The 22,718-nt window shown below is 37.1% G+C and carries 18 protein-coding genes, 1 tRNA gene, 1 other RNA gene and 2 pseudogenes; 9 read left to right on the top strand and 13 right to left on the bottom strand.

Annotation, left to right across the window (positions count from 1 at the left end; genetic code table 11):
- Positions 1–39: 39 nt before the first annotated feature.
- The 7 genes from Q9317_RS01615 to Q9317_RS01585 form a co-directional block, all read right to left on the bottom strand.
- Positions 40–855 carry an endonuclease/exonuclease/phosphatase family protein gene (locus Q9317_RS01615; protein WP_003100608.1) on the bottom strand — a complete coding sequence of 272 codons (816 nt, stop codon included), beginning with the start codon at positions 853–855 and terminating at the stop codon, positions 40–42.
- Positions 856–928: 73 nt separating this feature from the next.
- Entirely contained in the window at positions 929–3,109 is a 2,181-nt protein-coding gene (locus Q9317_RS01610; protein ID WP_003100605.1) for a PTS transporter subunit IIBC, read from the bottom strand.
- 193 nt (positions 3,110–3,302) lie between these two features.
- A complete protein-coding gene (locus Q9317_RS01605) occupies positions 3,303–4,343 on the bottom strand; it encodes an ArsR/SmtB family transcription factor (protein WP_121791483.1) in 1,041 nt (346 codons plus the stop codon).
- Positions 4,344–4,367: 24 nt separating this feature from the next.
- Complete coding sequence (locus Q9317_RS01600; protein WP_003100592.1) at positions 4,368–5,618, bottom strand: MFS transporter; 1,251 nt, start codon at positions 5,616–5,618, stop codon at positions 4,368–4,370.
- 114 nt (positions 5,619–5,732) lie between these two features.
- Complete coding sequence (locus Q9317_RS01595; RefSeq protein ID WP_003100591.1) at positions 5,733–6,476, bottom strand: 16S rRNA (uracil(1498)-N(3))-methyltransferase; 744 nt, start codon at positions 6,474–6,476, stop codon at positions 5,733–5,735.
- Entirely contained in the window at positions 6,476–7,429 is a 954-nt protein-coding gene (prmA, locus tag Q9317_RS01590) for a 50S ribosomal protein L11 methyltransferase (RefSeq protein ID WP_003100589.1), read from the bottom strand. Before prmA ends, Q9317_RS01595 begins: the two co-directional genes overlap by 1 nt.
- A gap of 162 nt (positions 7,430–7,591) precedes the next feature.
- On the bottom strand, positions 7,592–8,062 hold the full coding sequence (locus tag Q9317_RS01585) for a DUF3013 family protein (protein WP_003100587.1): 471 nt from the start codon (positions 8,060–8,062) through the stop codon (positions 7,592–7,594).
- A 202-nt stretch (positions 8,063–8,264) separates the two neighbouring features.
- Here Q9317_RS01585 and Q9317_RS01580 point away from each other — a divergent pair, with 202 nt between their 5' ends.
- From Q9317_RS01580 to Q9317_RS01555, 6 genes are all read left to right on the top strand, one after another.
- Positions 8,265–10,244, top strand: coding sequence for an amidase family protein (locus Q9317_RS01580; RefSeq protein ID WP_016355800.1), 1,980 nt, complete (start codon positions 8,265–8,267; stop codon positions 10,242–10,244).
- Positions 10,245–10,329: 85 nt separating this feature from the next.
- On the top strand, positions 10,330–12,054 hold the full coding sequence (gene pabB, locus Q9317_RS01575) for an aminodeoxychorismate synthase component I (RefSeq protein ID WP_305981566.1): 1,725 nt from the start codon (positions 10,330–10,332) through the stop codon (positions 12,052–12,054).
- Between the two features lie 22 nt (positions 12,055–12,076).
- On the top strand, positions 12,077–12,652 hold the full coding sequence (locus Q9317_RS01570; protein WP_003100582.1) for an aminodeoxychorismate/anthranilate synthase component II: 576 nt from the start codon (positions 12,077–12,079) through the stop codon (positions 12,650–12,652).
- A 10-nt stretch (positions 12,653–12,662) separates the two neighbouring features.
- Positions 12,663–13,934 (top strand): replication-associated recombination protein A, encoded by a 1,272-nt coding sequence (locus Q9317_RS01565; protein ID WP_003100581.1) that lies wholly within the window; start codon positions 12,663–12,665, stop codon positions 13,932–13,934.
- 86 nt (positions 13,935–14,020) lie between these two features.
- A non-coding RNA gene (ssrS, locus tag Q9317_RS01560) (6S RNA) lies at positions 14,021–14,215 on the top strand.
- A 5-nt stretch (positions 14,216–14,220) separates the two neighbouring features.
- Positions 14,221–14,293, top strand: a tRNA-Lys gene (locus Q9317_RS01555).
- 168 nt (positions 14,294–14,461) lie between these two features.
- On the opposite strand, the gene Q9317_RS01550 is transcribed toward Q9317_RS01555, so the two are convergent.
- The 6 genes from Q9317_RS01550 to Q9317_RS01525 form a co-directional block, all read right to left on the bottom strand.
- Positions 14,462–15,805 (bottom strand): sensor histidine kinase, encoded by a 1,344-nt coding sequence (locus Q9317_RS01550; RefSeq protein ID WP_016355796.1) that lies wholly within the window; start codon positions 15,803–15,805, stop codon positions 14,462–14,464.
- Positions 15,784–16,452: a response regulator transcription factor gene (locus tag Q9317_RS01545; protein WP_003099063.1), complete on the bottom strand. Its 669-nt coding sequence runs from the start codon at positions 16,450–16,452 to the stop codon at positions 15,784–15,786. Before Q9317_RS01545 ends, Q9317_RS01550 begins: the two co-directional genes overlap by 22 nt.
- 352 nt (positions 16,453–16,804) lie before the next feature.
- Positions 16,805–17,980 (bottom strand): IS256 family transposase, encoded by a 1,176-nt coding sequence (locus tag Q9317_RS01540; protein WP_003099060.1) that lies wholly within the window; start codon positions 17,978–17,980, stop codon positions 16,805–16,807.
- 85 nt (positions 17,981–18,065) lie between these two features.
- On the bottom strand, positions 18,066–18,437 hold the full coding sequence (locus tag Q9317_RS01535) for an ABC-2 family transporter permease (protein ID WP_231138922.1): 372 nt from the start codon (positions 18,435–18,437) through the stop codon (positions 18,066–18,068).
- Positions 18,430–19,185 (bottom strand): lantibiotic immunity ABC transporter MutE/EpiE family permease subunit, encoded by a 756-nt coding sequence (locus tag Q9317_RS01530; protein WP_003099058.1) that lies wholly within the window; start codon positions 19,183–19,185, stop codon positions 18,430–18,432. The genes Q9317_RS01535 and Q9317_RS01530 overlap by 8 nt, the downstream gene beginning before the upstream one ends.
- A 1-nt stretch (position 19,186) precedes the next feature.
- Positions 19,187–19,885, bottom strand: coding sequence for a lantibiotic protection ABC transporter ATP-binding subunit (locus tag Q9317_RS01525; protein ID WP_003099057.1), 699 nt, complete (start codon positions 19,883–19,885; stop codon positions 19,187–19,189).
- Between the two features lie 302 nt (positions 19,886–20,187).
- Between Q9317_RS01525 and Q9317_RS01520 the strand changes: the two are divergent.
- From Q9317_RS01520 to Q9317_RS01510, 3 genes and pseudogenes are all read left to right on the top strand, one after another.
- Positions 20,188–20,475: pseudogene (locus Q9317_RS01520) on the top strand (transposase); the annotation flags it as partial.
- A gap of 89 nt (positions 20,476–20,564) precedes the next feature.
- Positions 20,565–21,740 carry an IS256 family transposase gene (locus tag Q9317_RS01515; protein WP_003099060.1) on the top strand — a complete coding sequence of 392 codons (1,176 nt, stop codon included), beginning with the start codon at positions 20,565–20,567 and terminating at the stop codon, positions 21,738–21,740.
- Between the two features lie 49 nt (positions 21,741–21,789).
- Positions 21,790–22,668, top strand: a pseudogene (locus tag Q9317_RS01510) (IS256 family transposase); the annotation flags it as partial.
- Between the last annotated feature and the right edge of the window lie 50 nt (positions 22,669–22,718).

Genomic DNA, 22,718 nt, shown 5'->3' with positions numbered 1-22,718 from the left:
ATAACCCCATAAGCCTTGTGCCTATGGGGTTTTCCTATCTTAAAAATGAAGAACAATCTCCAAACCATAATGGTCACTAATCACTGGGGAAGCTCCACCATCAAAAACAATTTGCGATGAACTCACGTGCAATTGCGGACTAAGCAAAGCATGATCTACCTTGTAGGATTCCTGATTGTTTTCCCAACCATCAATATCAGCTACAATACTATGATTGCCATAGACAACTTGCGCCACTTTATGACTATCTTGCAAGTTCAAATTACTTGCCATCATCAGCTGGTAGCCCTCAAGATCTGTAGGGTTATTAAAATCTCCCAACAAGAGTAAAGGTAAATCTAACCTAGACAGCTCTGCCTCAAGCTTAGCCCACTCCCCTTCAAATCCCTTACCAAACCAAGACAAATGCAAGGAGCAAACAGCTACATCTTGACCATCTAAACAAGTCTTAGCCAATAAAACGCGCCTGGTATGATAATCAGCTGGGTCAGAAGTTTCACTCACTAAAATATCAGATACTGAAATAGCTTTCTTGGATAAAATCGCTACGCCTTCGTGGTATTTATCATAGCCAATATGATTATAAGCCCATGACCAATAGTAAGACTGGCCCTGCTTTTCCAGATATTTAACCAATAAAAGTGCAAAGTTATCCTGATGAATACAGGGCGTCCCCGGAATCTCCTGATAAGCCAACAATTCCCTAGCAGCCTTACTCTCCATTAACTGATTGACTTCCTGCAAGCAGATAAGATCATATTTTTCTGCCAGAATATGCTCTGCCAAGTCCACTAATTTTTTAAGGGGCTCAGCTTCCATCCAAGCATGCACATTAATGGTTAAACATTTGACCATTCTTTCATTTCCTCTCATGAGAAGAAGAGTGACACCTTCTTGGTCACTCTTTTCTTGTTCTTGTTACGCCATTTTACAATGCAACACTTGCAATGGCTTGTTTAGCTAATACTTTTCCTTGCTTATCAAGTGAAACAGTCTTGATCTCAGGTTGATTTGTAAAGACAACGACAATTGTTGTTTCACGTTCTGCTGATGTAATGGCTGCAAGATCAGCAACAACTAGTAAATCACCAGCTGTAACACGATCTCCTTCACTAACCTTAGCAGAGAAAGGAACTCCATTTAAAGCAACCGTATCTAAACCAATATGAACTAATACTTCTAGCCCATTATCTGATAAAATCCCTAAAGCATGTTTAGTTGGGAAAACGCTCGTTATAACACCTGAAACAGGTGAGTATACATTGCCATTATCCGGTTCAACAGCGAAGCCATCTCCCATCATCTTAGCAGCAAAAACTTGGTCATCTACTTCTGTGATTGGAAGCGCAAGCCCATCAGCCACTGAAAGAACCGTTTCTGTGATGCCTTTAAATGACTTTGGTGAAAGCGTTGAGCTATGATTTTCTACCGAACTTTCTGGGATGATTACTCCTGAATCCAGTAAGTCTTGAATATCAGATTTGATAATATCCGCCTTAGGACCATAAACAGCTTGAACGCCATTTCCTTTAACAATCAGCCCCATAGCGCCAGCTTTTTTCCAAAGATCTTCTGCTGAAACCTTGTCAGCTTCTTGCACTGTTACACGAAGGCGTGTCATACAGGCATCAACATCAGCAATGTTACTTGCGCCACCTAAAAGATTGATGATTTGAACCACTTGTGAATTAGCATCCGCTACTTCTTGTGATTGCTTATGAGTGTCATCAGTCAACATATCTGCGTCGTAGTTTCCTAGACGACCTGCTGTTGCTAGTTTCATTTTTTTAATCATAAAGTCTGCAATCAAGTACATGATAAGACCAAATAACAATGATACCCATACAAAATTAATCAAGTCCATTCCCAATCCAGCTTTAATAGCCATTGGCGTACGGGTTAACAATTCAATATTTCCAAATGAGTGCACACGAAGGTTCACAAGATCTGCCATAGCAAATGAAGCGCCTTGAACCACTGCATAAACAAGGTAAAGTGGCATAGCTGCAAACATAAACATGTACTCAAGCGGTTCTGTAACACCTGTCAAAAATACCGCTGCAGCTGCTGAAATGAACATCATTTTATATTTAGCTTTTTTATCTGGATCCACATTACGGTACATGGCAAGAGCAAGTCCCATAAGGGTTCCTGATGCACCAATCATTTGACCAACTTTAAAGCGAGCCGGTGTCACACTTGCCATTAAATGGTTATAAGCAGAAGCATCTGACCCTTTAAGACCAACTAAGTCTGTTACCCAAGCTAACCATAGAGGATCTTGGCCGAATACTTTTGTTCCAGCACTTGCACCAGTCATTACTTCATAAGTGCCACCAAGTGCTGTATAGTTCATTGGAATGGTAAGCATATGATGTAAGCCAAAAGGCAACAAGAGACGCTCCAAAGTACCATATAAAAAAGGTGCTAAAATAGGTGCAGTATCTTGAGAAGAAGCAATCCACATCCCAAAACCATTAATACCTGATTGGATAACTGGCCAAATTAGAGCCAAAACAAGTGCTACCAGTGTTGAACGAAGAATAACAACAAATGGTACAAAACGTTTTCCATTAAAGAATGTTAATACTTCTGGTAATTTACGATAATTGTAGTATTTATTATAGGCAGTAGCACCAACAAAACCAGCAATAATTCCGACAAAAACACCTGTATTTAATGCTGGGAACTCTAAAACACTGGTAAAGTAATTTTTGACTACCATTTGTGTTCCAAGAAAACTCTTAATCTTAGCTTCTGGATCAGCCAACATGGCAGCATTAATCCCATAAACAGCTCCTGTAATACGGTTAATCAAAACAAATGCTAAGCCAGAAGCAAAAGCTCCTCCTGCTCTTTCTTTAGCCCAACTACCTCCAATGGCTAGGGCAAATAAAAGGTGTAAATTCCCAATAACTCCCCAACCTATTTGAGCAATGACATTACCAATGGTTGCAAGAGTTGTTGAATCCTGATTAATCATGGGAATAGAATTACCGATACTCACCATTAAACCTGCAGCAGGCATAACAGCAATAACGACCATTAGACATTTCCCAAATTTTTGCCAAAATTCAAAAGAAAAGAATTGTTTGATTGAAGCTTTCATCCTAAATCTCCTTTTTCCATAATCTTTATAGATTAATGAGAAGCAAGCACTTTTTACATTTCTGCGCAAGCGCTTGCGTTGTTGCTAAATTTATTATAACTGTCTTTATAATATTTGTAAAGCGTTTTCTCAAAAAGAATAAAAACTCTCCCCAAATCTTATTTAGGGAGGATTCTTTAACAATCTAATCAGTCTAAATCTCATCTTGATCTAGGTATAATTCTTGTTTAAGTTTATTCATAACTTGGTTAAGAAATGATTTATTAAGCTCATATTTCCCTTTACTATTAGATTCACTAAAGATTAAAATATGAGCATTAATAAGTTTTTGGGTATGAAAGGAAACTGCTGCTCCTGTAATTCCAAACTTCTCAGCAATCTCTTTACTCTTTAATTCCCCTTTTAAAAGCTCGACCATAACCTTGTACCTGGTAATGTCACTCAACAACTTAAGGACAATTGAAAAATCATCATCATCTAAATCATTGTGAGACAAAAGCAAATCATCCACATAGCAAGAAACAATAAGAGCAACTGAACCTCTATTCCGACTTGTCATATCAGTTGAAGCAAAACAAATCATCCAAGGACTCAAAATATACAAGTGATACTCTCTATCTTTGTTTTGTTGATACTGTTCTTCTGAAATAACGTGACTTTCCTCAAACAGCTTTTCCAAAGAAAAACTCTGACTAAAAGCCTGACGGTGCTTCTCACCAGCTTTTAGATAAGGTTGATATAAAGTAACTAATTTTTCTGACAAAGCAATTAGCTTTTTCATATTATCCAGCGGATATTTGTAAAACTGACTAAAATACCATTTGGTGTCAGGCTTTAAATTAGAATTCTCAAGTAAATCCCAAAACCCCTTAGAAGCATCTTCCTCATTCATCAAAAGAAAACATAATCTTTCTTTGATGTCTTGTTCTGACAATTTAAGAGCTAATTGATGCAACTCTTGGATCGTTGAAACTGTTTCTTTTCTCTCTAAAAATAAGAAATAGCAGACCTGTAATAGGTTAACACCATAATAGGATAAATAATAAGTGGCAATATCTTGACGGTATGGTTCAAATAAATCTTTAATTTCATCAAAAACAAGAAGGTAATCCTTGAGGATAGCTCTTTCTTTGACCGTGAAATCCCAATCTTCCTGATTCCACTGACCAGAAAAATAGGGCATAAACAATTGTTCCATAAGAGAACTTGCATTAGCATCGTAGTGAGGATCCATATTTCCTTCTTCCTAATATTATGATCATTGTTTAACGGTATTATTCTTTCTTATAGTGTACCCTAAAAGTAGCAAAGCTAGCAAGACAAAGATGACGGAAATCGTATCAGTTGATAGCAATAGAACCATTAAAGCAATAATGAGACGACTAAGAAGCATCCCTATCATAGTAAAACTACCAATACCACCTTCGATAGTTGCTAATTGGTTTTCGGGTACCGTGTTAGAGAGCAAGGCGAAAAATTTAGGATTAATCATTCCAACAATGACACACATTAAAAACCCAGAAATTAATATAAGAGTCATTGTCTGCATTAAATAACCCAGAAATAAAGTTAAGATAAAAAAACTGGATAGCATCGTCATTTTAGCAAATGACAGGTCTGTTTTTAGTTTAGATAATAAAATACTGCCTGTGACATTCCCTAACACAGATGCAAGAGTCATAAGCGCTAAAGTCATCATTGGATTTCCAAAACCAAAGGCAGGATTGTGCTTGACAATCAAAAGAAACAAGGGCTCTTCAACGACAACAATAGCATTCATCCCCATGATACTAATAAGGGTTTGTTTGACCTCTGGAATACTGTCCAAAGAAGAATAAGCCAACTTAAGTGAAGAGCAGATACTTTCAAAAACCGTCTCTGAACCCTCTTTATTCACCGTTACAATCGGATTTTCATCCAATTTTTGTTTCAGAGTACCTCTTATGATTAGCATAATAGTTGCACTGATTAAAAAAGTACTTGCATTAAAGTAAGCCAACTGTGAAAAAGTCAAAACAGTTATGAAAAAAGCTCCGCTGGCCTGAAAAAGCATATAAAGAACCGAAGAAACAGCTTGACGAAAAGCAAACATCCCTTCTCGATCTTCTTTAGTTACAATCCGTAAACTAATCGGAGTAAAGAGGGCATTTTCATATTGCCCAGCAAGGTCCGAACATACATTGACAAGCAAAGCAAGTCCCAGAATCCAAAGCGATGGAGTAAAGCCCATTGCAAAACCAACAATACTATAAAGAACAATTCGTAGCATCAAAGTCCAAAGAATCGTATCTAACTTATTTTTGGTCCGATCTCCCCAAATACTCATTAACAGTTTGCTTAATATAGGTAAACTCTCAGAAAAAGTTACCAAAGAAATAGCGATATTGGTATTGGGCAGTTGTAAAACATAGGCCATCATCGCAAAATAATAGACAATATCACCAAAATTGGACAACATATCTGAAACGAAGGTAGCCATAAATAGTTTGTTCGATAAAACTTTTTTCATAAAGTCTCCTTTGAATTTAAATTAAGCAATTACTTAATTTAAATAGTAACACTTCGTTTTATAAAGTCAATACTTAATTTAAATAAAAAAAGAAAGTGTTTGTTTAACACTTTCTCATTGATTCAATTCTAAGGCGAAACTGATGGCGCTTAAGGCATACAAAGGAGCTGTTTCGGTTCGCATAATTCTAGGACCCAAGCCAACTTTAAAACCACCAGATGCTTCAAAAGCAGCAATTTCCTTAGGAGAAATACCACCTTCAGGACCAAATAGCAGAAGGATTTTATCTCCTTTTTGCCAAGTCTTAATGCTACTTGCTAGCGCAGATAGTTCCCCTTCTTTAGCCGATTCTTCATAAGCAATCAGGATTTTATCAAAGCCCTCAAGTTCTGTCATGAAATCTACCTTTTTCTCAAAAAGTCTGACTTCTGGAAGCCTATTACGTTTACTTTGCTCTGCTGCTCCTTGAACAATTTTAGCTAATTTTTCTTCCTTTTTGGCAAGTTTTTTGCCATCCCATTTAACCACTGACCAATCTGCAGGGTAGGACCAAATGGCAGAGGCACCAAGTTCTGTAGCTTTTTGGCTGATCAGGTCTAATTTGTCTCCTTTAGGAAAACCTGAGGCAATGGTAATCTCAACCGGCATCTCCACATTTTCATCCAAATCTTCAATGATGGCTAAGCGATGTTCATTTGCATCAATAACCTTTGCTAAACGCTTAATCCCATCATCAAAAACCAAAATCACGTGATCGTCCTGTGCTAGTCGCATGACTTGAAACATGTGTTTAAGGGTATCTTTATCTCTTATGACACACTCCGCTTGAGCCTGTCCAGTTACAAAATACTGTTGCATTAGCCACCAATCACTCCTGATCTACTGTCTGTTTTTTTGAAGATACAAGCATTCCACTCCCCCTGAATCATATGAGTTTCTAGGAAAAATCCTGCTGCTTCTGCTGATTCTTTGACCATTGCCCATTTTTCTGAAATGATACCAGACATAATCAGATAGCCCTCATCTTCAACTAATCTGTAGGCATCCTCTGTTAGATGAATCAAGATATCTGCAAGGATGTTGGCAACGATAACTTGGGCTTTAACGTCAATGCCTTTTAGAAGGTCACCTGCTGCCACGTGAATGTTTTCAGTACCTTGATTAAGGTCTATATTTTCTTGGGCAACGCGTACCGCAACATCATCCAAATCATAAGCATAAATCTCTTTTGCGCCAAGTAAAGAGCTTGCAATAGACAAGACGCCAGAACCCGTCCCAACATCAATGACAGTTTCACCCCCACGAAGCACTTGCTCCAGAGCATAAAGGCTCATTTTTGTCGTTGGGTGAGTCCCTGTGCCAAAAGCCATGCCTGGATCTAAACGAATGATTTTTTCCCCAGCGGTCGCCTCATAGTCTGTCCATGATGGAACGATGGTTAGGTCATGGGTGATACGGGCTGGTTCATAGTATTTCTTCCAGTTGTCTGCCCAGTCTTCTTCTGCTAAATCTTGTGTCGTTAAAGTCACTGCCCCTGTTTTAAAACCTGATGCTTCAAGAGCATTAATCTGCGATAAAAGTTCCTCTTTTAAGGGTTCAATAGCAACACCTTCTGGAAAATAAGCCGTGATAGTCACCATTTCAGACTGCTCAACCTCTTTAAAAATCTCGCCAAATCTGTCTTTTTGACCCAGATAATCAGCCGTGTCACTAATAGCCACACCCTGACTACCAGCTTCAATCAACAGATTAGATACTGCTTCTTCAGCCTCACGATTAATTGTCAAGGTCACTTCTTGCCATGCGTTCATCTTCTTACCTCATTCATTTCAATTGCTCCTATTATACCATATTTCAGCTAGACACTTTATGGCAGTAGTCTCTTGTGCTCGCTTTGCTCGCAATTAGCTGACGCTCAAAAAATTATAAGAAAAAGACCGGACTTTGCCCAGCCTTTTGAGTAGATAACCCTTTTAATACCTTGGGTATCCATGAAATTCTTTTTCGACCAATCCTTTTTGCCCTTCTTGGAACACTTCTTGATGCCATTCTAAAGCAAAATCGATTTTGCTATCGTCTTCTAAAAAGTCCATCAAATCAGAAAGCCCTTCTGTAGCCACATCATTTAGGAAATGTGCAAAGTAGGCTAAGAATTCACGTGATAAGCCTTTTTTAGGTTCGTAAGGAATGGTAACTAGATAGTCTTCAGGATTAACCTTTGATTTTTCAGGATTGTAAAAGAGCACATAGTCTTCAAAGACAATATCTTCTTTGGTCACTTGACCCTGGTCATCAATGGTTTCAACAGCCTGATTATTTTGAGCTTCCAAAACAAAAGTAAGCTCTACCGCATGGTTCTTTTTGTCCCAATCCATTGCATAATCATAATGAAAGTGCTTATCCATTTCTTCTTCTAATACTGATAAAAAACCAAATTTTGCCATACTTTGAATCCTTTTTCTTTCTTAATGTTCTTCTATTGTAGCATAAAAGAACCGATAGTTATAACTATTGTCCTAAATCAGTGATAGCTCCTTAGACATTGATGACAGTTTTTTTGATTCAGCATTTATGAGAGCGTTTTACTTTCACTTTGCTCTCATTATGTTAAACTATTGAGTGACGACAATTATAGGAGATATGATAATGATTAAAGATAGACTATTGCCTTCTAAAACAAGACAAGTATTACTTGCCTTGACGCTGCTTGCTACTAGCACACAATTAGCTACAACTAGCATACAAGCTGAGGAGCTTTTACCAAACGGCAGTGCCCCTCAGCTTACTTCCTCAAGCCTTACTACTGCTAGTTCTGCCGATCAAGCACCTCTTAACACTGCTTCATCTACACCTACTAATGCAGATAGCATAAGCAAGGCCTCTACAGGCAACATGCCCCTAAGCACAGCAACAAGTGCTCAAGCTTTGTCCCCAATTACCCTTGAAGATTACCAAACAGCAAGTGCCAGTCAACTGGCAGAATGGGCCCGCCAAAACCGCGTGACTGGCGATCAATTGTTAGATCTTGCTTTAGAAACCATCAAACAAACCAACCCTGACCTCAACAATGTTATCTCGATAAGAGAAGACATGGCTCGTCAAGAAAGCCATCAAATGACCGATTCTGGTCAACCGTTTTACAAGGTGCCAATTCTTGTTAAAGGTCTTGGTCATAGCATTTCGGGCGGCAGCAATACTAATGGGCTAGCCTTCTTGGACGGCAAAACTAGCCAATCAACCAGCGGCTTTGTCAAAAAACTCCAAGAAGCTGGTTTTGTAGTTATTGGTCAGTCATCATTTCCTGAAATGGGTTGGATTAATGTCACTAACTCAGACCTTTACGGCATTACTCACAACCCTTGGCAACTTGATAAAAACCCCGGAGGATCATCAGGCGGTTCTGCAGCTGCAGTAGCTTCTGGACAAGTCAGCTTAGCTAGTGCATCTGATGGTGGCGGCTCCACTCGAATCCCTGCTTCTTGGAGCGGATTAATTGGGCTTCACCCTAGCCGTGGCATACTTGAAGGCAATCCAAGTTCTGAAAAAAGCAACGTCAGCCACTTTGCCCTAACAAAAAGCATGGAAGACACTGAAAAGCTCTTTCAATTCCTCCTCAAAGAAAAAGCAAAATCCCAACAAAACACACAAGTATTAACGCGTGATATCCCAATTGCTTACACCACACAAACACCAGCTGGAACTCCCATTAGTGACGAAGCTGTCTTAGCTGTTAAAAACGCTGTTGCTTTTTTAAATCAAAAAGGTTTCAAAACCATTGAAGTTCCTTACCCAATCAATGGGCAAGACATGATGAAACTCTACTATACCATCGCGGCCTCATCTGCGCCAAGCATCAATTTCATGGCACAACAAGCCCTCAAAAGACCCCTTCAAAAAGAAGATGTCGAACTTTTATCATGGGCACTTTATCAGACAGGCAAGGACCTTACAAAAGAAGACTTAGCTAAAGCATGGGAAGGCGTTGCACAACTCAGCAAACAACTAGACGACTTCTACAAAGACTATCCTATCTTTTTAACCCCTACCACAGCCTACCCAGCACCAGCAGCAAACTACCAGCACATTAGCCCAGATTTAATCCCACAATTAAGTGATATGTCACATTTATCGAAAGAAGAAAAACTGGACTTAATTTACCGTCAATGGCTACCAGCTTGGACCTTAACACCTTTCACACAACTAGTCAACTTGACAGGAACCCCGTCACTTTCTTTACCAACACACCTCACAGCAAGTGGACTTCCATTAGGGATTTTGTTTAATAGCAAAGCTAATAACGACAGATTACTGCTTCAAATGGGACAAATCTTTGAAGATGCCCATTTATTCCATCTACATACTGCGCCTAAAACCGTACAAGCAGCACAAACAAGTCTAAAAACAGATACCAATAAAGACCTCACCTTACAAAAAGAAAGAACCCCTGAAAAGGTAAGTGTCTTTGTGAACTATAAAACCCAAACTTCTTACAAGACAGACAAACAAGCCACTTTACCAGAAGCAGGAGAACAAGAAAACAAAGCCACTCTACTAGGACAAGTCTTGATTGTTACCACTCTATCAACCCTTTTACCTACTGTCTTTAAAAAGAAATACCAAGATTAAACAAAAGCCTTTTATTAGGCTTTTTTTCAACCGTCATTCTACCTCAAAACGCTTGGGCTACCTTCTTTTATGATATAATCTAACTATGCATATTCAAACCATTATTGATTTTAAAGAATTAGGTTGTCGCTATATTTTTAAGCAACCTCTATATGAATTAATAGCCAAAGAAATCTCTGAAGTCGGTCAGGTTTTACAATCCGTCTCTGACTATCAAGCAAAAGGCTATTATGTAGTGGGTTATGTCAGCTATGAGGCAGCTAGCTATTTTGATGCTAACTTATGCACCCACCAAAAGAACTTAGGTCAAGAGTACTATGCCTATTTCACCGTCCATGACGCTTGCCAAAACACCCCAATCCCACGGGATTATGAGTCCATCAAACTTCCTAATAACTGGCTTAGCCTTATCCAAGAAAAAGAATACCAAAGGGCTATCGAGCAGATTCACCATGAGATGAGACAGGGCAATACCTATCAGGTTAATTTTACAACCCAACTGACGCAGGAGCTGCCATTTGAAGAGAGTCTTGCTATCTATAACCGTCTGGTAGTTGAGCAAGGAGCTGGCTACAACGCCTATGTGGCCCATGATCAAGTGGCTATTATTTCAGCAAGCCCTGAGCTCTTCTTCAAAAAAGAGGACAAGACCATTATCACGCGCCCAATGAAAGGAACAACAAAACGTGGGCCTAGTTTGCAAGCTGACAAAGCCCAATACAACTGGCTCATTCAGGACCCTAAAAACCGGTCTGAAAACATGATGATTGTTGACCTGTTACGTAATGATATGGGTAAAATCTGCCAAACAGGAACTGTCCAAGTGACCAAACTTTGTCAATTAGAACAATACTCAACCGTCTGGCAAATGACCTCAACCATAGAAGGACAACTCCTTGAGGATAAGGGACTAGTTTCTATTTTTGACGCCCTCTTCCCATGTGGCTCTATCACAGGCGCTCCTAAAGTATCCACCATGAACATCATTACCAGACTCGAAAAAGAGCCACGCGGCGTTTACTGTGGCAATATCGGGATTTGTTTGCCAAATGGTGACTGTATTTTTAATGTGGGCATTCGAACCATTCAGTTGTTTGATCGCCGAGCTGTTTACGGTGTAGGCGGTGGCATTACCTGGGAAAGTCAATGGCAAGATGAATTTGAAGAAATCAAGCAAAAATCAGCAGTCCTCTACAAACAAAAAAAAGCTTTTACTGTCATAACAACAGCAAAACTCAGCCAACAAACTCTTCACTTTTATGACAAGCACATCAAGCGCCTAAAAGAGGCTTGTGCTTATTTTGACTATCCCTTTGACCAAAAAGAACTCGAAAAACGCCTAGCTGACTACCTTGTTCAAAAAGATCAAGGAGACTACCGACTATCAGTGGCTATTGATCTATATGGTCATATTAGCCTGTCAGACCAAGTGTTAACACCTTTGGATCCTCAATTTTTAGAGGCAAAAGTGGTTAGACAAGATTATCCCGTCGAGAATTTTGCTTTTGCGAACTTCAAGACCAGCTATAGACCCCATCTCAAAGCGCAAGCTTCTGAACAAATCTTTGTTAGTCCAGAGGGAAAACTCCTTGAAACATCAATCGGCAATCTTATCTTGGATATTGATGGGGAGTGGCTAACACCAGTTGGCACACTACCCATCATAAAAGGCATTCACCGACAAGAATTACTTGAGCAAGGTAAACTTAAAGAAGCTGATTTAACCATTGAAGACCTCGAAAAAGCAAGTGCTATTTATGGCACCAATAGCGTCCGTGGCCTATACCCACTTACCATTTCCAAAAACTGATAGAAGGAAATTCAATTAGCATATGATACTATTAATCGATAATTATGATTCCTTTACCTATAATTTGGCTCAGTATTTAATGGCTTTTGATCAGGTTCTGGTGCTAAACAATCAAGACGAAAAACTATGGCAAAAAGCCCACGAAGCTGATGCCTTAGTCTTCTCGCCAGGTCCCGGTTGGCCCAAAGACGCTAATCAGATGCCTGCCCTGATTCAACATTATATTGATAAAAAGCCGATTTTAGGGATTTGCTTGGGTCATCAGGCTATTGCCGAGACTTTAGGAGGAAGCCTTCGTTTGGCAACTTATGTTATGCACGGGAAGCAAAGTCAAGTTGACATCACCCACGATTCTGACCTCTTCCTTGGTCTCCCAAAAGAGCTGACTGTCATGCGCTACCACTCAATTGTTGTCGATCAATTACCAGAAGACTTTATCATTACAGCAAAAGATAAACATGACCATGAAATTATGGCCTTTGAACACAACTATTTACCCGTCTATGGTCTACAATTTCACCCAGAAAGCATTGGGACACCCGAAGGTATGACCTTGATTGACAATTTCATTACTATTGTTAAGAAAAATAAAGACTAAGGAGACAAACATGCCTGATAATTTAGCCCTACGCATGCGACCCAGAACCATTTCAGAAGTTATTGGGCAAAAACACTTGGTTGGGGAAGGGAAAATCATTCGCAGAATGGTTGAAGCTAACATGCTGTCGTCCATGATTTTATATGGCCCACCAGGGATTGGCAAAACCTCAATCGCCTCTGCTATTGCAGGTACCACCAAATACGCTTTTAGAACTTTCAATGCCACTGTTGACACTAAAAAAAGATTACAAGAAATTGCTGAGGAGGCTAAATTCTCTGGTGGTCTTGTCTTACTTCTAGATGAAATCCACAGGCTTGATAAAACCAAACAAGATTTTTTACTGCCACTTTTAGAAAGTGGCAATATCATCATGATTGGGGCTACCACCGAAAATCCCTTCTTTTCAGTAACTCCTGCTATTCGTAGTCGGGTCCAAATTTTTGAACTTGAGCCCTTGTCTAATGAGGATGTTAAAGAGGCCATACAAGCAGCCATCAAAGACAAGGAGAGAGGCTTTGCCTTTGACATTACACTTGACCAGCAAGCCTTGGACTTTATTGCAACTGCTACTAACGGAGACTTACGTTCCGCCTATAATTCTCTTGATCTGGCTGTAATGTCTACCAAGGCTAATGCTGATGGCATCAGACATCTCACCCTAGACACTTTGGAAAACTCCTTACAGCGCAGCTATATCACCATGGACAAAAATGGAGACGGGCATTATGATGTTCTGTCTGCCTTGCAAAAGTCTATTCGAGGTTCAGATGTGGATGCTAGTCTTCACTATGCGGCGCGTTTGGTGGAGGCGGGAGATTTACCGAGTTTAGCCAGACGTTTGACGGTTATCGCATATGAAGATATTGGCTTAGCCAATCCAGATGCTCAGATACATACCGTGACAGCTTTAGAAGCTGCGCAAAAAATTGGCTTTCCTGAGGCTAGGATATTGATTGCTAATGTGGTTATTGATTTAGCTTTATCGCCTAAGTCTAATTCAGCTTATACAGCTATGGATGCAGCAATCAGTGATCTCAAAACATCAGGAAACCTACCTATCCCAAGACATCTAAGAGATGGGCATTATGCAGGAAGTAAAGAATTAGGAAATTCACAAACTTATCTCTACCCACACGCCTATCCCGAAAAGTGGGTTAAACAAGATTACTTGCCTGAAAAACTTTTGGGCCGACACTATTTTGAAGCCAACGACACCGGAAAATACGAGAGAGCCTTGGGAGCAAATAAGGAACGGATTGACAAATTGTCCGGTCATTGAAAATGATTGCAATAGAGCAAACGTTTACAAAAAATTCCCCAAAAGACTTGAAAAAAATTCAAAAAGTGGTATCATATAGACAAAGATAATTGCTGTGGCATACGAGTTCACACTTAAGTGTTGACCGACTATTTCTTTGTATTTTCGGGAAACAAAGTTCTCTTCTAGTCTGCAAGCCGTTACACGCGGAAGCAACTTCAAGAAGAGGCGCGTTACCCACCTGCTTATGTTGTGCGGGATCAATACAAACAGTGAACCACCGGTGCCAATACAGCTTTCTTTTTTTGCCTCCTTAGCTCAGTTGGTAGAGCAGTAGACTCTTAATCTATGGGTCACAGGTTCGAGCCCTGTAGGGGGCATCATACTATACATAAAGAGGCTGGGCAAAAAGTAGCTTCAAATAAAACCACACAGTGATTTCAGTCTTGAAAATATTCAAGATGACAAAATTACTGTGTGGTTTTTGAGTATTTGAAGTTTTAGAGTCGAGATTCTTAGCCAATTTTATTAGATTTATTCTAAACTTTTTACTTTTTAAAAATAATTTTGATCACAGCACCTGTCTTTATCTCATCATTAATATTGCTGATATTTAGAGTACCATTATTTTGTTCAACTATGGTTTTCACAGTGTATAAACCAACTCCATTTGTAACACTATCATTCTTCTTTGTCGTTACATATTTTTGTGTCGCACTAGTCAAAATATTATCATCAAAACCATATCCTTCATCAGAAACAGTCATTGTATAACTGTCTTCAAAATCAGAAAATGAGACTGTAATTTTGGAGCCTTCTTGTGAATTCTCAACTGCATTAACAATAATGTTTTGTAAGACGACTGCCATACCCTCTTTATCTAAATAAATTGTACTGATGTCTTTGTTGATAATATTCAGTTGTCTATTATAGGTTGTACAAATATTATCGAGTAATGAAATCCAATATTCCAGTACGCTAAAATCCACCTTCTCTTTATCAGCGATAGTTATATCTGTAAATTGACTTAATTTATCAATATATTTTTCAAGTCTATTTACGCCATTCTCTACTTGAAGAATATACTCATTAGAATTGTAGTGGATATCTTCTTTGAAAAGTTCAATATTTCCTTTTATTAATGTAATGGGGGTACGAACATCATGTGTGACAGAATCAATTAAATCCTTTTGTCTTTCTTGCATCTCCCATTGATTTTGTAATGATTCCTTTAAACTCTTTGCTAGTTTATCTAAGGTTTCCAAAACATTACTTATTTCCTTGTATTTAGATTTTTCTCTAGGAAAATCCAATTCCATCTCTTGGATGTATAAGTTAGTGGACGAAATCTTTTTTATTTCTTTAAGCAATATATTATAGGATCTACTGATAATAATCATAAAACCTATTCCCCAAATCATCAGTAGTACAAATATGTAAAATAATTCGAAATTTCCAAAGATACGGTATATCTTAGCTGAAGCAGGAATAACTGTTACTCTATAACTAAGAATGAGTTCATTATTGTCAGTCGAAAAATATCTAAAAATTTTATTACCTATAATTTCATCAGTTCTTGATTCTCCATTTTTTTTAGCGGTTTCCACTAAATTTTTAAACTTTTTATCGATGGTTGTCTCAATTACTCTCTTATCTTCAATGAGTGTATAATCATAATAATATGGTATATCATCAACTTCTAATTTAGATTGTTTAAATTTCTTCACAATTTTGGTAACGTTTTTTTCTGGATAATTTGCGGGGTATACAATGTTATTATACATGAGAAAGTTAAGCAGTAAATATGCTATTACGATAATAAAGAATGTGTAAACTAATTCATAAATAGCAAACTTAGCAATTAAATATTTTAAACCTTTTCTATTTCCCACTTATAACCTACTCCCCAAATTGTTTTTATTGGATTTATTCCCAAACTTGTAAATTTTTTTCTAATTAGTTTAATTCTCTCAGTTATGGATGTATTGCTATCACCGCTTCCATCATAACCATATAGTTTTATATAAATTTTTTCTTTTGAAAAAACTTGTCCTTTATTTTTAAGTAGCAATTCACAAATAGCATATTCACTTGATGTAAGGTTAACTTCACTGTCAAAACAAAATAATTGTCTAGATTGAAGATCGCAAGAGACCATCGAGTCAACAATACGAACATGTTTTTCTCGACGTTCTCTTCTAATATGGGCCTCAACTCTTGCTCGAAGTTCATTAATTGAGAATGGTTTAGTTATATAATCATCAGCACCTAACGCAAAGCCTTCAATTTTATCTTTTTCGAAATCTTTTGCAGTTAATAATAGTATAGGTGAATCAATAATATCCCTGTATTTTTTAAGAAATTCAAAGCCACTAATTTCTGGCATCATAATATCTAAAATAATTAAATCATAGTCTTTGAGTTTGTTTGGATCAATATTACAAGGCATCAATAAGCTGTCAACGAGATAATTCTTACATAGTATTGTATCGATCATTTTCAATAAATCCATATCATCGTCAATTACTAATATCTTCATCTCATTCCTCCAGATAATTGATACCTTCCCATTTATTATACCATTGTGTAGTAACAAAAAGTAAAGCTAATGTTAATAGTATAGACAATGATGAATAAAGCATTGTTACATCCGTACTACTTTGACCTTTTCCATAATCTAATACTAATTTTATAGACCAATCGAATGGTAGATATTTCCAAATGATAATACCTAAGTCTGTTGTGCCTAGTAAAATAGAAGCCAAAGTAGTAAAACAGCCAACCAATATACTACCTGTATAATTATATTTTAAAGTAATAAACTGATAACAAACAATCATTGGGATACTGTCAATAATTTTGTGTAAACACAAGAGTAGAGTTTTTGAATATTAGTCAAATAAGCTATCAAGTGTGTCAAAACATACTCCGAATCCTTTATGAATACGAGCTCCGAACTTAATGTTATAGTCTTCGAAAATACTTACAAGGCATCGTTCTAAGGCTTCTTCATTTGGAAAAACCACCCTCTTCTTGCTTTGTCGCTTGATTTCTTTATTGAGTGATTCAATCAAGTTTGTAGAGTAAATACTAGACCAAATGTGATGTGGAAATTGATAGAAAGTTAGGAGATTTTCAGTTGTTTCAAGTGATGTCATAACCTTTTTGTAACGAGGTTTCCACTCAGAAACAAATTGTTCCAATAATTTAATAGCCTCCTGTAAATTTGTGGCACGATAAATCTGCTTGAACTGATTTAGAATAGGTGCCCTATCTACTCGTTTGACCTTACTGGAGATATTGCGACCAATGTGAACCAGACACCGTTGCTGTTTAGCCATTGGATAGGCTTGTTGGATGATTTGATCCACACCGTTAAGCCCGTCTGTAACAACTAGAGAAACTTGCTTAAGTCCTTGATTTTGTAGCCTCTTAAGAAGATCTGACCAAGAGACATTATTTTCATTAGGGGCAATCTCATAGCCAAGAACTGATTTATACCCTTCAGGCGTGATACCAAGTGCAATGTGAATACATTCTTTACTGACCGTACCTCGTCGCAAGGGTAAGTAAGTTCCGTCTAGATACAAGACTGAGTAGTTAGTTTGAAAGGAACGCTCATGAAAGGCAGTGACACTTTCTTGAGTCACTTTTGTGATATTTGACACCGTTGCTGGACTGTAGTGGTGACCATACATGCGCTCAATAATGTCACTGATTTCGCGTGTCGTAACGCCAGTTTGATAGAGTTTAATCACCATCTCTTCCAAGTGGTCATCTCGTCTAGCATAAGATGGTAATAAAACTGGTGAAAACTCGCCGTTTCGATCTCTTGGAATGATTAAATTGACTAAGCCATACTTCGTTTCAAACTGTCGAGAGTAGGTCCCATTACGGCTATTACCTGTATTGTAACCTTCTTTTTTATATGGCTCATATCCAAGGAAAGCTGATAGTTCAACCTGCAAGAGATCATTCATAGCTATTTCTAAAGAGGATCGAAAGAATTCATCAATATCTTGTTTTTGCGCTAGGAAGTTAAGTAATTCTGTGGTAAACTGAGTCATGGGAATAAATCTCTTTCTAGTGAAGTGTCGTAACTCTACTATACAGGATTTATTCCTTTTTTGTGTTTACACAAGATATTTTACACTACCTAAAAGTCATTAAAAACGTAATAAATAAAGAAATAGCCATAATTTCAATAATTAATACAAATAATAACATCAAAAAAAATTTACTAAGAAATATTAATCTTCTATTTACCCCAACTCTTAATTCATTCGCATAATAACAAGCATCTTTATCAGCATCATATAACATCGGAACAAAAAAACTAATTGCAAAAGTTGCTACAATAATAAATAAGCCGAAAAATGAAAATACTTCCACTCCTTTAAGAGCGTTTCCAACTGATAAATAGCTACAAAAAATTAATGTAAAAGCAATTGGACAAATTAATAAAAAAAATCTTATAGGCATTCTTTTTGTTCTAAGCCATTGAGAAAAAATTAGTTTAATCATAGGTTTTACTCCTTTTTAAGATAAGGAGAATTACTAGTGACATAATATAAACGCCTATGCTTAGTGCTATACCAATATAAACGGTATTCATTTCTAAAAAGGATGACCCTTTTTCTAAAAATGTTCCATTTGGATGAACTTTTATTATTGGCGTTAAAATACGTAAATTATAAGACCAGGGAAAAAATACCCATGTTTTTTTTACGGCTAGTATTGCTGACGGAAAAGTTAAAAGAAAATTGATAAGGAGAAGAAAGAATTTCTTTCTAACAAGTCTATTAATAATGAATGATAGACCAATTACAGGTAGACTCCCTATAAAGAGGGCCAAAGTCGCTAAACTGATATTATTTAAACTTATCTCTTCTTGTAAAATAGAAGTTCCAAAGATAAAAATTGCTATTGAGGAAAGTAGTAAAATAATAAACAATTCCATTATGACAACTAAATTTTTTGCAATAAGTATTTTTTGTTCATTTAATCCTAAACTACGCTGCAGAATATAATGGTATCTTTTCTCCTTATTATTAATATTGATGACTAGTAAACTTAATATTATAGGTAAAACCATGATTGGATACCAATTAAAAGCTGTAGCCATTAAATAGCTTTTCCCTTCTGGGCTTTCACCCATTAGCATACCCATCATAATATTGAAAATAATAAAAATCGGAGGTACTAGAACCATTAATTTGGAGTTAGCTGAACGTTTTTCTTTAATAATTTCTGATTTGATTTCATTAACCATCTCATACCCCTTCCTTCTTTATTATTTCCATAAACAAATCCTCCAAATGAGACTCTCTCATATTATTTGGACCTTCATAGCAAAGACGACCTTTATTGATTATTCCAACTTTATCAGCAACTTGTTGAACCTCACTTAGAATATGACTTGATAGAATGATTGTTATTCCTCTATCCGCAAATTTTCTGATTAATTCTCTTAACTCTTGTATTCCTATTGGATCTAGACCATTGGTAGGTTCATCAAGGATTAAAAGTTTAGGGTTATTAATTAAAGCCATCGCTATCCCAAGCCTTTGTTTCATCCCTAAAGAGAACTCCTTAACCTTTTTATTTCCTGTGTCTTGAAGAGAAACAATACGTAATACTTCATCGATTTTTGACTTATCAATACCCAATAATGTTGTTAATACTTCCAAATTTTCAGTAGCCGTTAGATTTGGATAGATCGCAGGATTTTCAATAATTGCTCCCATTTTCCTTAATTCCTTATCGCTTAATGTATTTCCATCAAATAAAATTTCTCCAGAGTTAGGCTGAATAACTTTAGTAATTAATTTTAGTAACGTTGACTTTCCTGCTCCATTTGGTCCAAGTAAACCATAAACAGTACCCTCTTCAACATTTATTGATACATTTGTTAAAACAGCCTGTTTTCGATAAAGTTTTGTTAAATTCTTCGTTTCAATGATGTTAGTCATAATATTACCTCCTATTTAGTAGGTCTAGTATAAATAAAAAAAATAACTAAATTATAACTCATAATTAGACCTTAAAATCCTTTTATGTAATTGTAAAAAATTCAAAAAAATATACCTGAAAGATTAAGTGGTTTTCTAAATTCTCTAGATATATTTTTTAATATTTAATTATTATAGTTCGATGTAACTAATTTTTATTGCTCTATTAACGAGGTAGTGTAAAATATCTTGTGTAAACACAAAAAAGGAATAAATCCTGTATAGTAGAGTTACGACACTTCACTAGAAAGAGATTTATTCCCATGACTCAGTTTACCACAGAATTACTTAACTTCCTAGCGCAAAAACAAGATATTGATGAATTCTTTCGATCCTCTTTAGAAATAGCTATGAATGATCTCTTGCAGGTTGAACTATCAGCTTTCCTTGGATATGAGCCATATAAAAAAGAAGGTTACAATACAGGTAATAGCCGTAATGGGACCTACTCTCGACAGTTTGAAACGAAGTATGGCTTAGTCAATTTAATCATTCCAAGAGATCGAAACGGCGAGTTTTCACCAGTTTTATTACCATCTTATGCTAGACGGGTAGTGTAAAATATCTTGTGTAAACACAAAAAAGGAATAAATCCTGTATAGTAGAGTTACGACACTTCACTAGAAAGAGATTTATTCCCATGACTCAGTTTACCACAGAATTACTTAACTTCCTAGCGCAAAAACAAGATATTGATGAATTCTTTCGATCCTCTTTAGAAATAGCTATGAATGATCTCTTGCAGGTTGAACTATCAGCTTTCCTTGGATATGAGCCATATAAAAAAGAAGGTTACAATACAGGTAATAGCCGTAATGGGACCTACTCTCGACAGTTTGAAACGAAGTATGGCTTAGTCAATTTAATCATTCCAAGAGATCGAAACGGCGAGTTTTCACCAGTTTTATTACCATCTTATGCTAGACGAGATGACCACTTGGAAGAGATGGTGATTAAACTCTATCAAACTGGCGTTACGACACGCGAAATCAGTGACATTATTGAGCGCATGTATGGTCACCACTACAGTCCAGCAACGGTGTCAAATATCACAAAAGTGACTCAAGAAAGTGTCACTGCCTTTCATGAGCGTTCCTTTCAAACTAACTACTCAGTCTTGTATCTAGACGGAACTTACTTACCCTTGCGACGAGGTACGGTCAGTAAAGAATGTATTCACATTGCACTTGGTATCACGCCTGAAGGGTATAAATCAGTTCTTGGCTATGAGATTGCCCCTAATGAAAATAATGTCTCTTGGTCAGATCTTCTTAAGAGGCTACAAAATCAAGGACTTAAGCAAGTTTCTCTAGTTGTTACAGACGGGCTTAACGGTGTGGATCAAATCATCCAACAAGCCTATCCAATGGCTAAACAGCAACGGTGTCTGGTTCACATTGGTCGCAATATCTCCAGTAAGGTCAAACGAGTAGATAGGGCACCTATTCTAAATCAGTTCAAGCAGATTTATCGTGCCACAAATTTACAGGAGGCTATTAAATTATTGGAACAATTTGTTTCTGAGTGGAAACCTCGTTACAAAAAGGTTATGACATCACTTGAAACAACTGAAAATCTCCTAACTTTCTATCAATTTCCACATCACATTTGGTCTAGTATTTACTCTACAAACTTGATTGAATCACTCAATAAAGAAATCAAGCGACAAAGCAAGAAGAGGGTGGTTTTTCCAAATGAAGAAGCCTTAGAACGATGCCTTGTAAGTATTTTCGAAGACTATAACATTAAGTTCGGAGCTCGTATTCATAAAGGATTCGGAGTATGTTTTGACACACTTGATAGCTTATTTGACTAATATTCAAAAACTCTACTCTTGTGTTTACACAAAATTATTGACAGTATCCTTGGAAGAGATGGTGATTAAACTCTATCAAACTGGCGTTACGACACGCGAAATCAGTGACATTATTGAGCGCATGTATGGTCACCACTACAGTCCAGCAACGGTGTCAAATATCACAAAAGTGACTCAAGAAAGTGTCACTGCCTTTCATGAGCGTTCCTTTCAAACTAACTACTCAGTCTTGTATCTAGACGGAACTTACTTACCCTTGCGACGAGGTACGGTCAGTAAAGAATGTATTCACATTGCACTTGGTATCACGCCTGAAGGGTATAAATCAGTTCTTGGCTATGAGATTGCCCCTAATGAAAATAATGTCTCTTGGTCAGATCTTCTTAAGAGGCTACAAAATCAAGGACTTAAGCAAGTTTCTCTAGTTGTTACAGACGGGCTTAACGGTGTGGATCAAATCATCCAACAAGCCTATCCAATGGCTAAACAGCAACGGTGTCTGGTTCACATTGGTCGCAATATCTCCAGTAAGGTCAAACGAGTAGATAGGGCACCTATTCTAAATCAGTTCAAGCAGATTTATCGTGCCACAAATTTACAGGAGGCTATTAAATTATTGGAACAATTTGTTTCTGAGTGGAAACCTCGTTACAAAAAGGTTATGACATCACTTGAAACAACTGAAAATCTCCTAACTTTCTATCAATTTCCACATCACATTTGGTCTAGTATTTACTCTACAAACTTGATTGAATCACTCAATAAAGAAATCAAGCGACAAAGCAAGAAGAGGGTGGTTTTTCCAAATGAAGAAGCCTTAGAACGATGCCTTGTAAGTATTTTCGAAGACTATAACATTAAGTTCGGAGCTCGTATTCATAAAGGATTCGGAGTATGTTTTGACACACTTGATAGCTTATTTGACTAATATTCAAAAACTCTACTCTCGTGTTTACACAAAATTATTGACAGTATCAA

The organism is Streptococcus iniae (assembly GCF_030732225.1).
In the GTDB taxonomy this organism is placed as follows: Bacteria; Bacillota; Bacilli; order Lactobacillales; family Streptococcaceae; genus Streptococcus; species Streptococcus iniae.
This window is presented reverse-complemented; position numbering and strand designations above follow the sequence as displayed.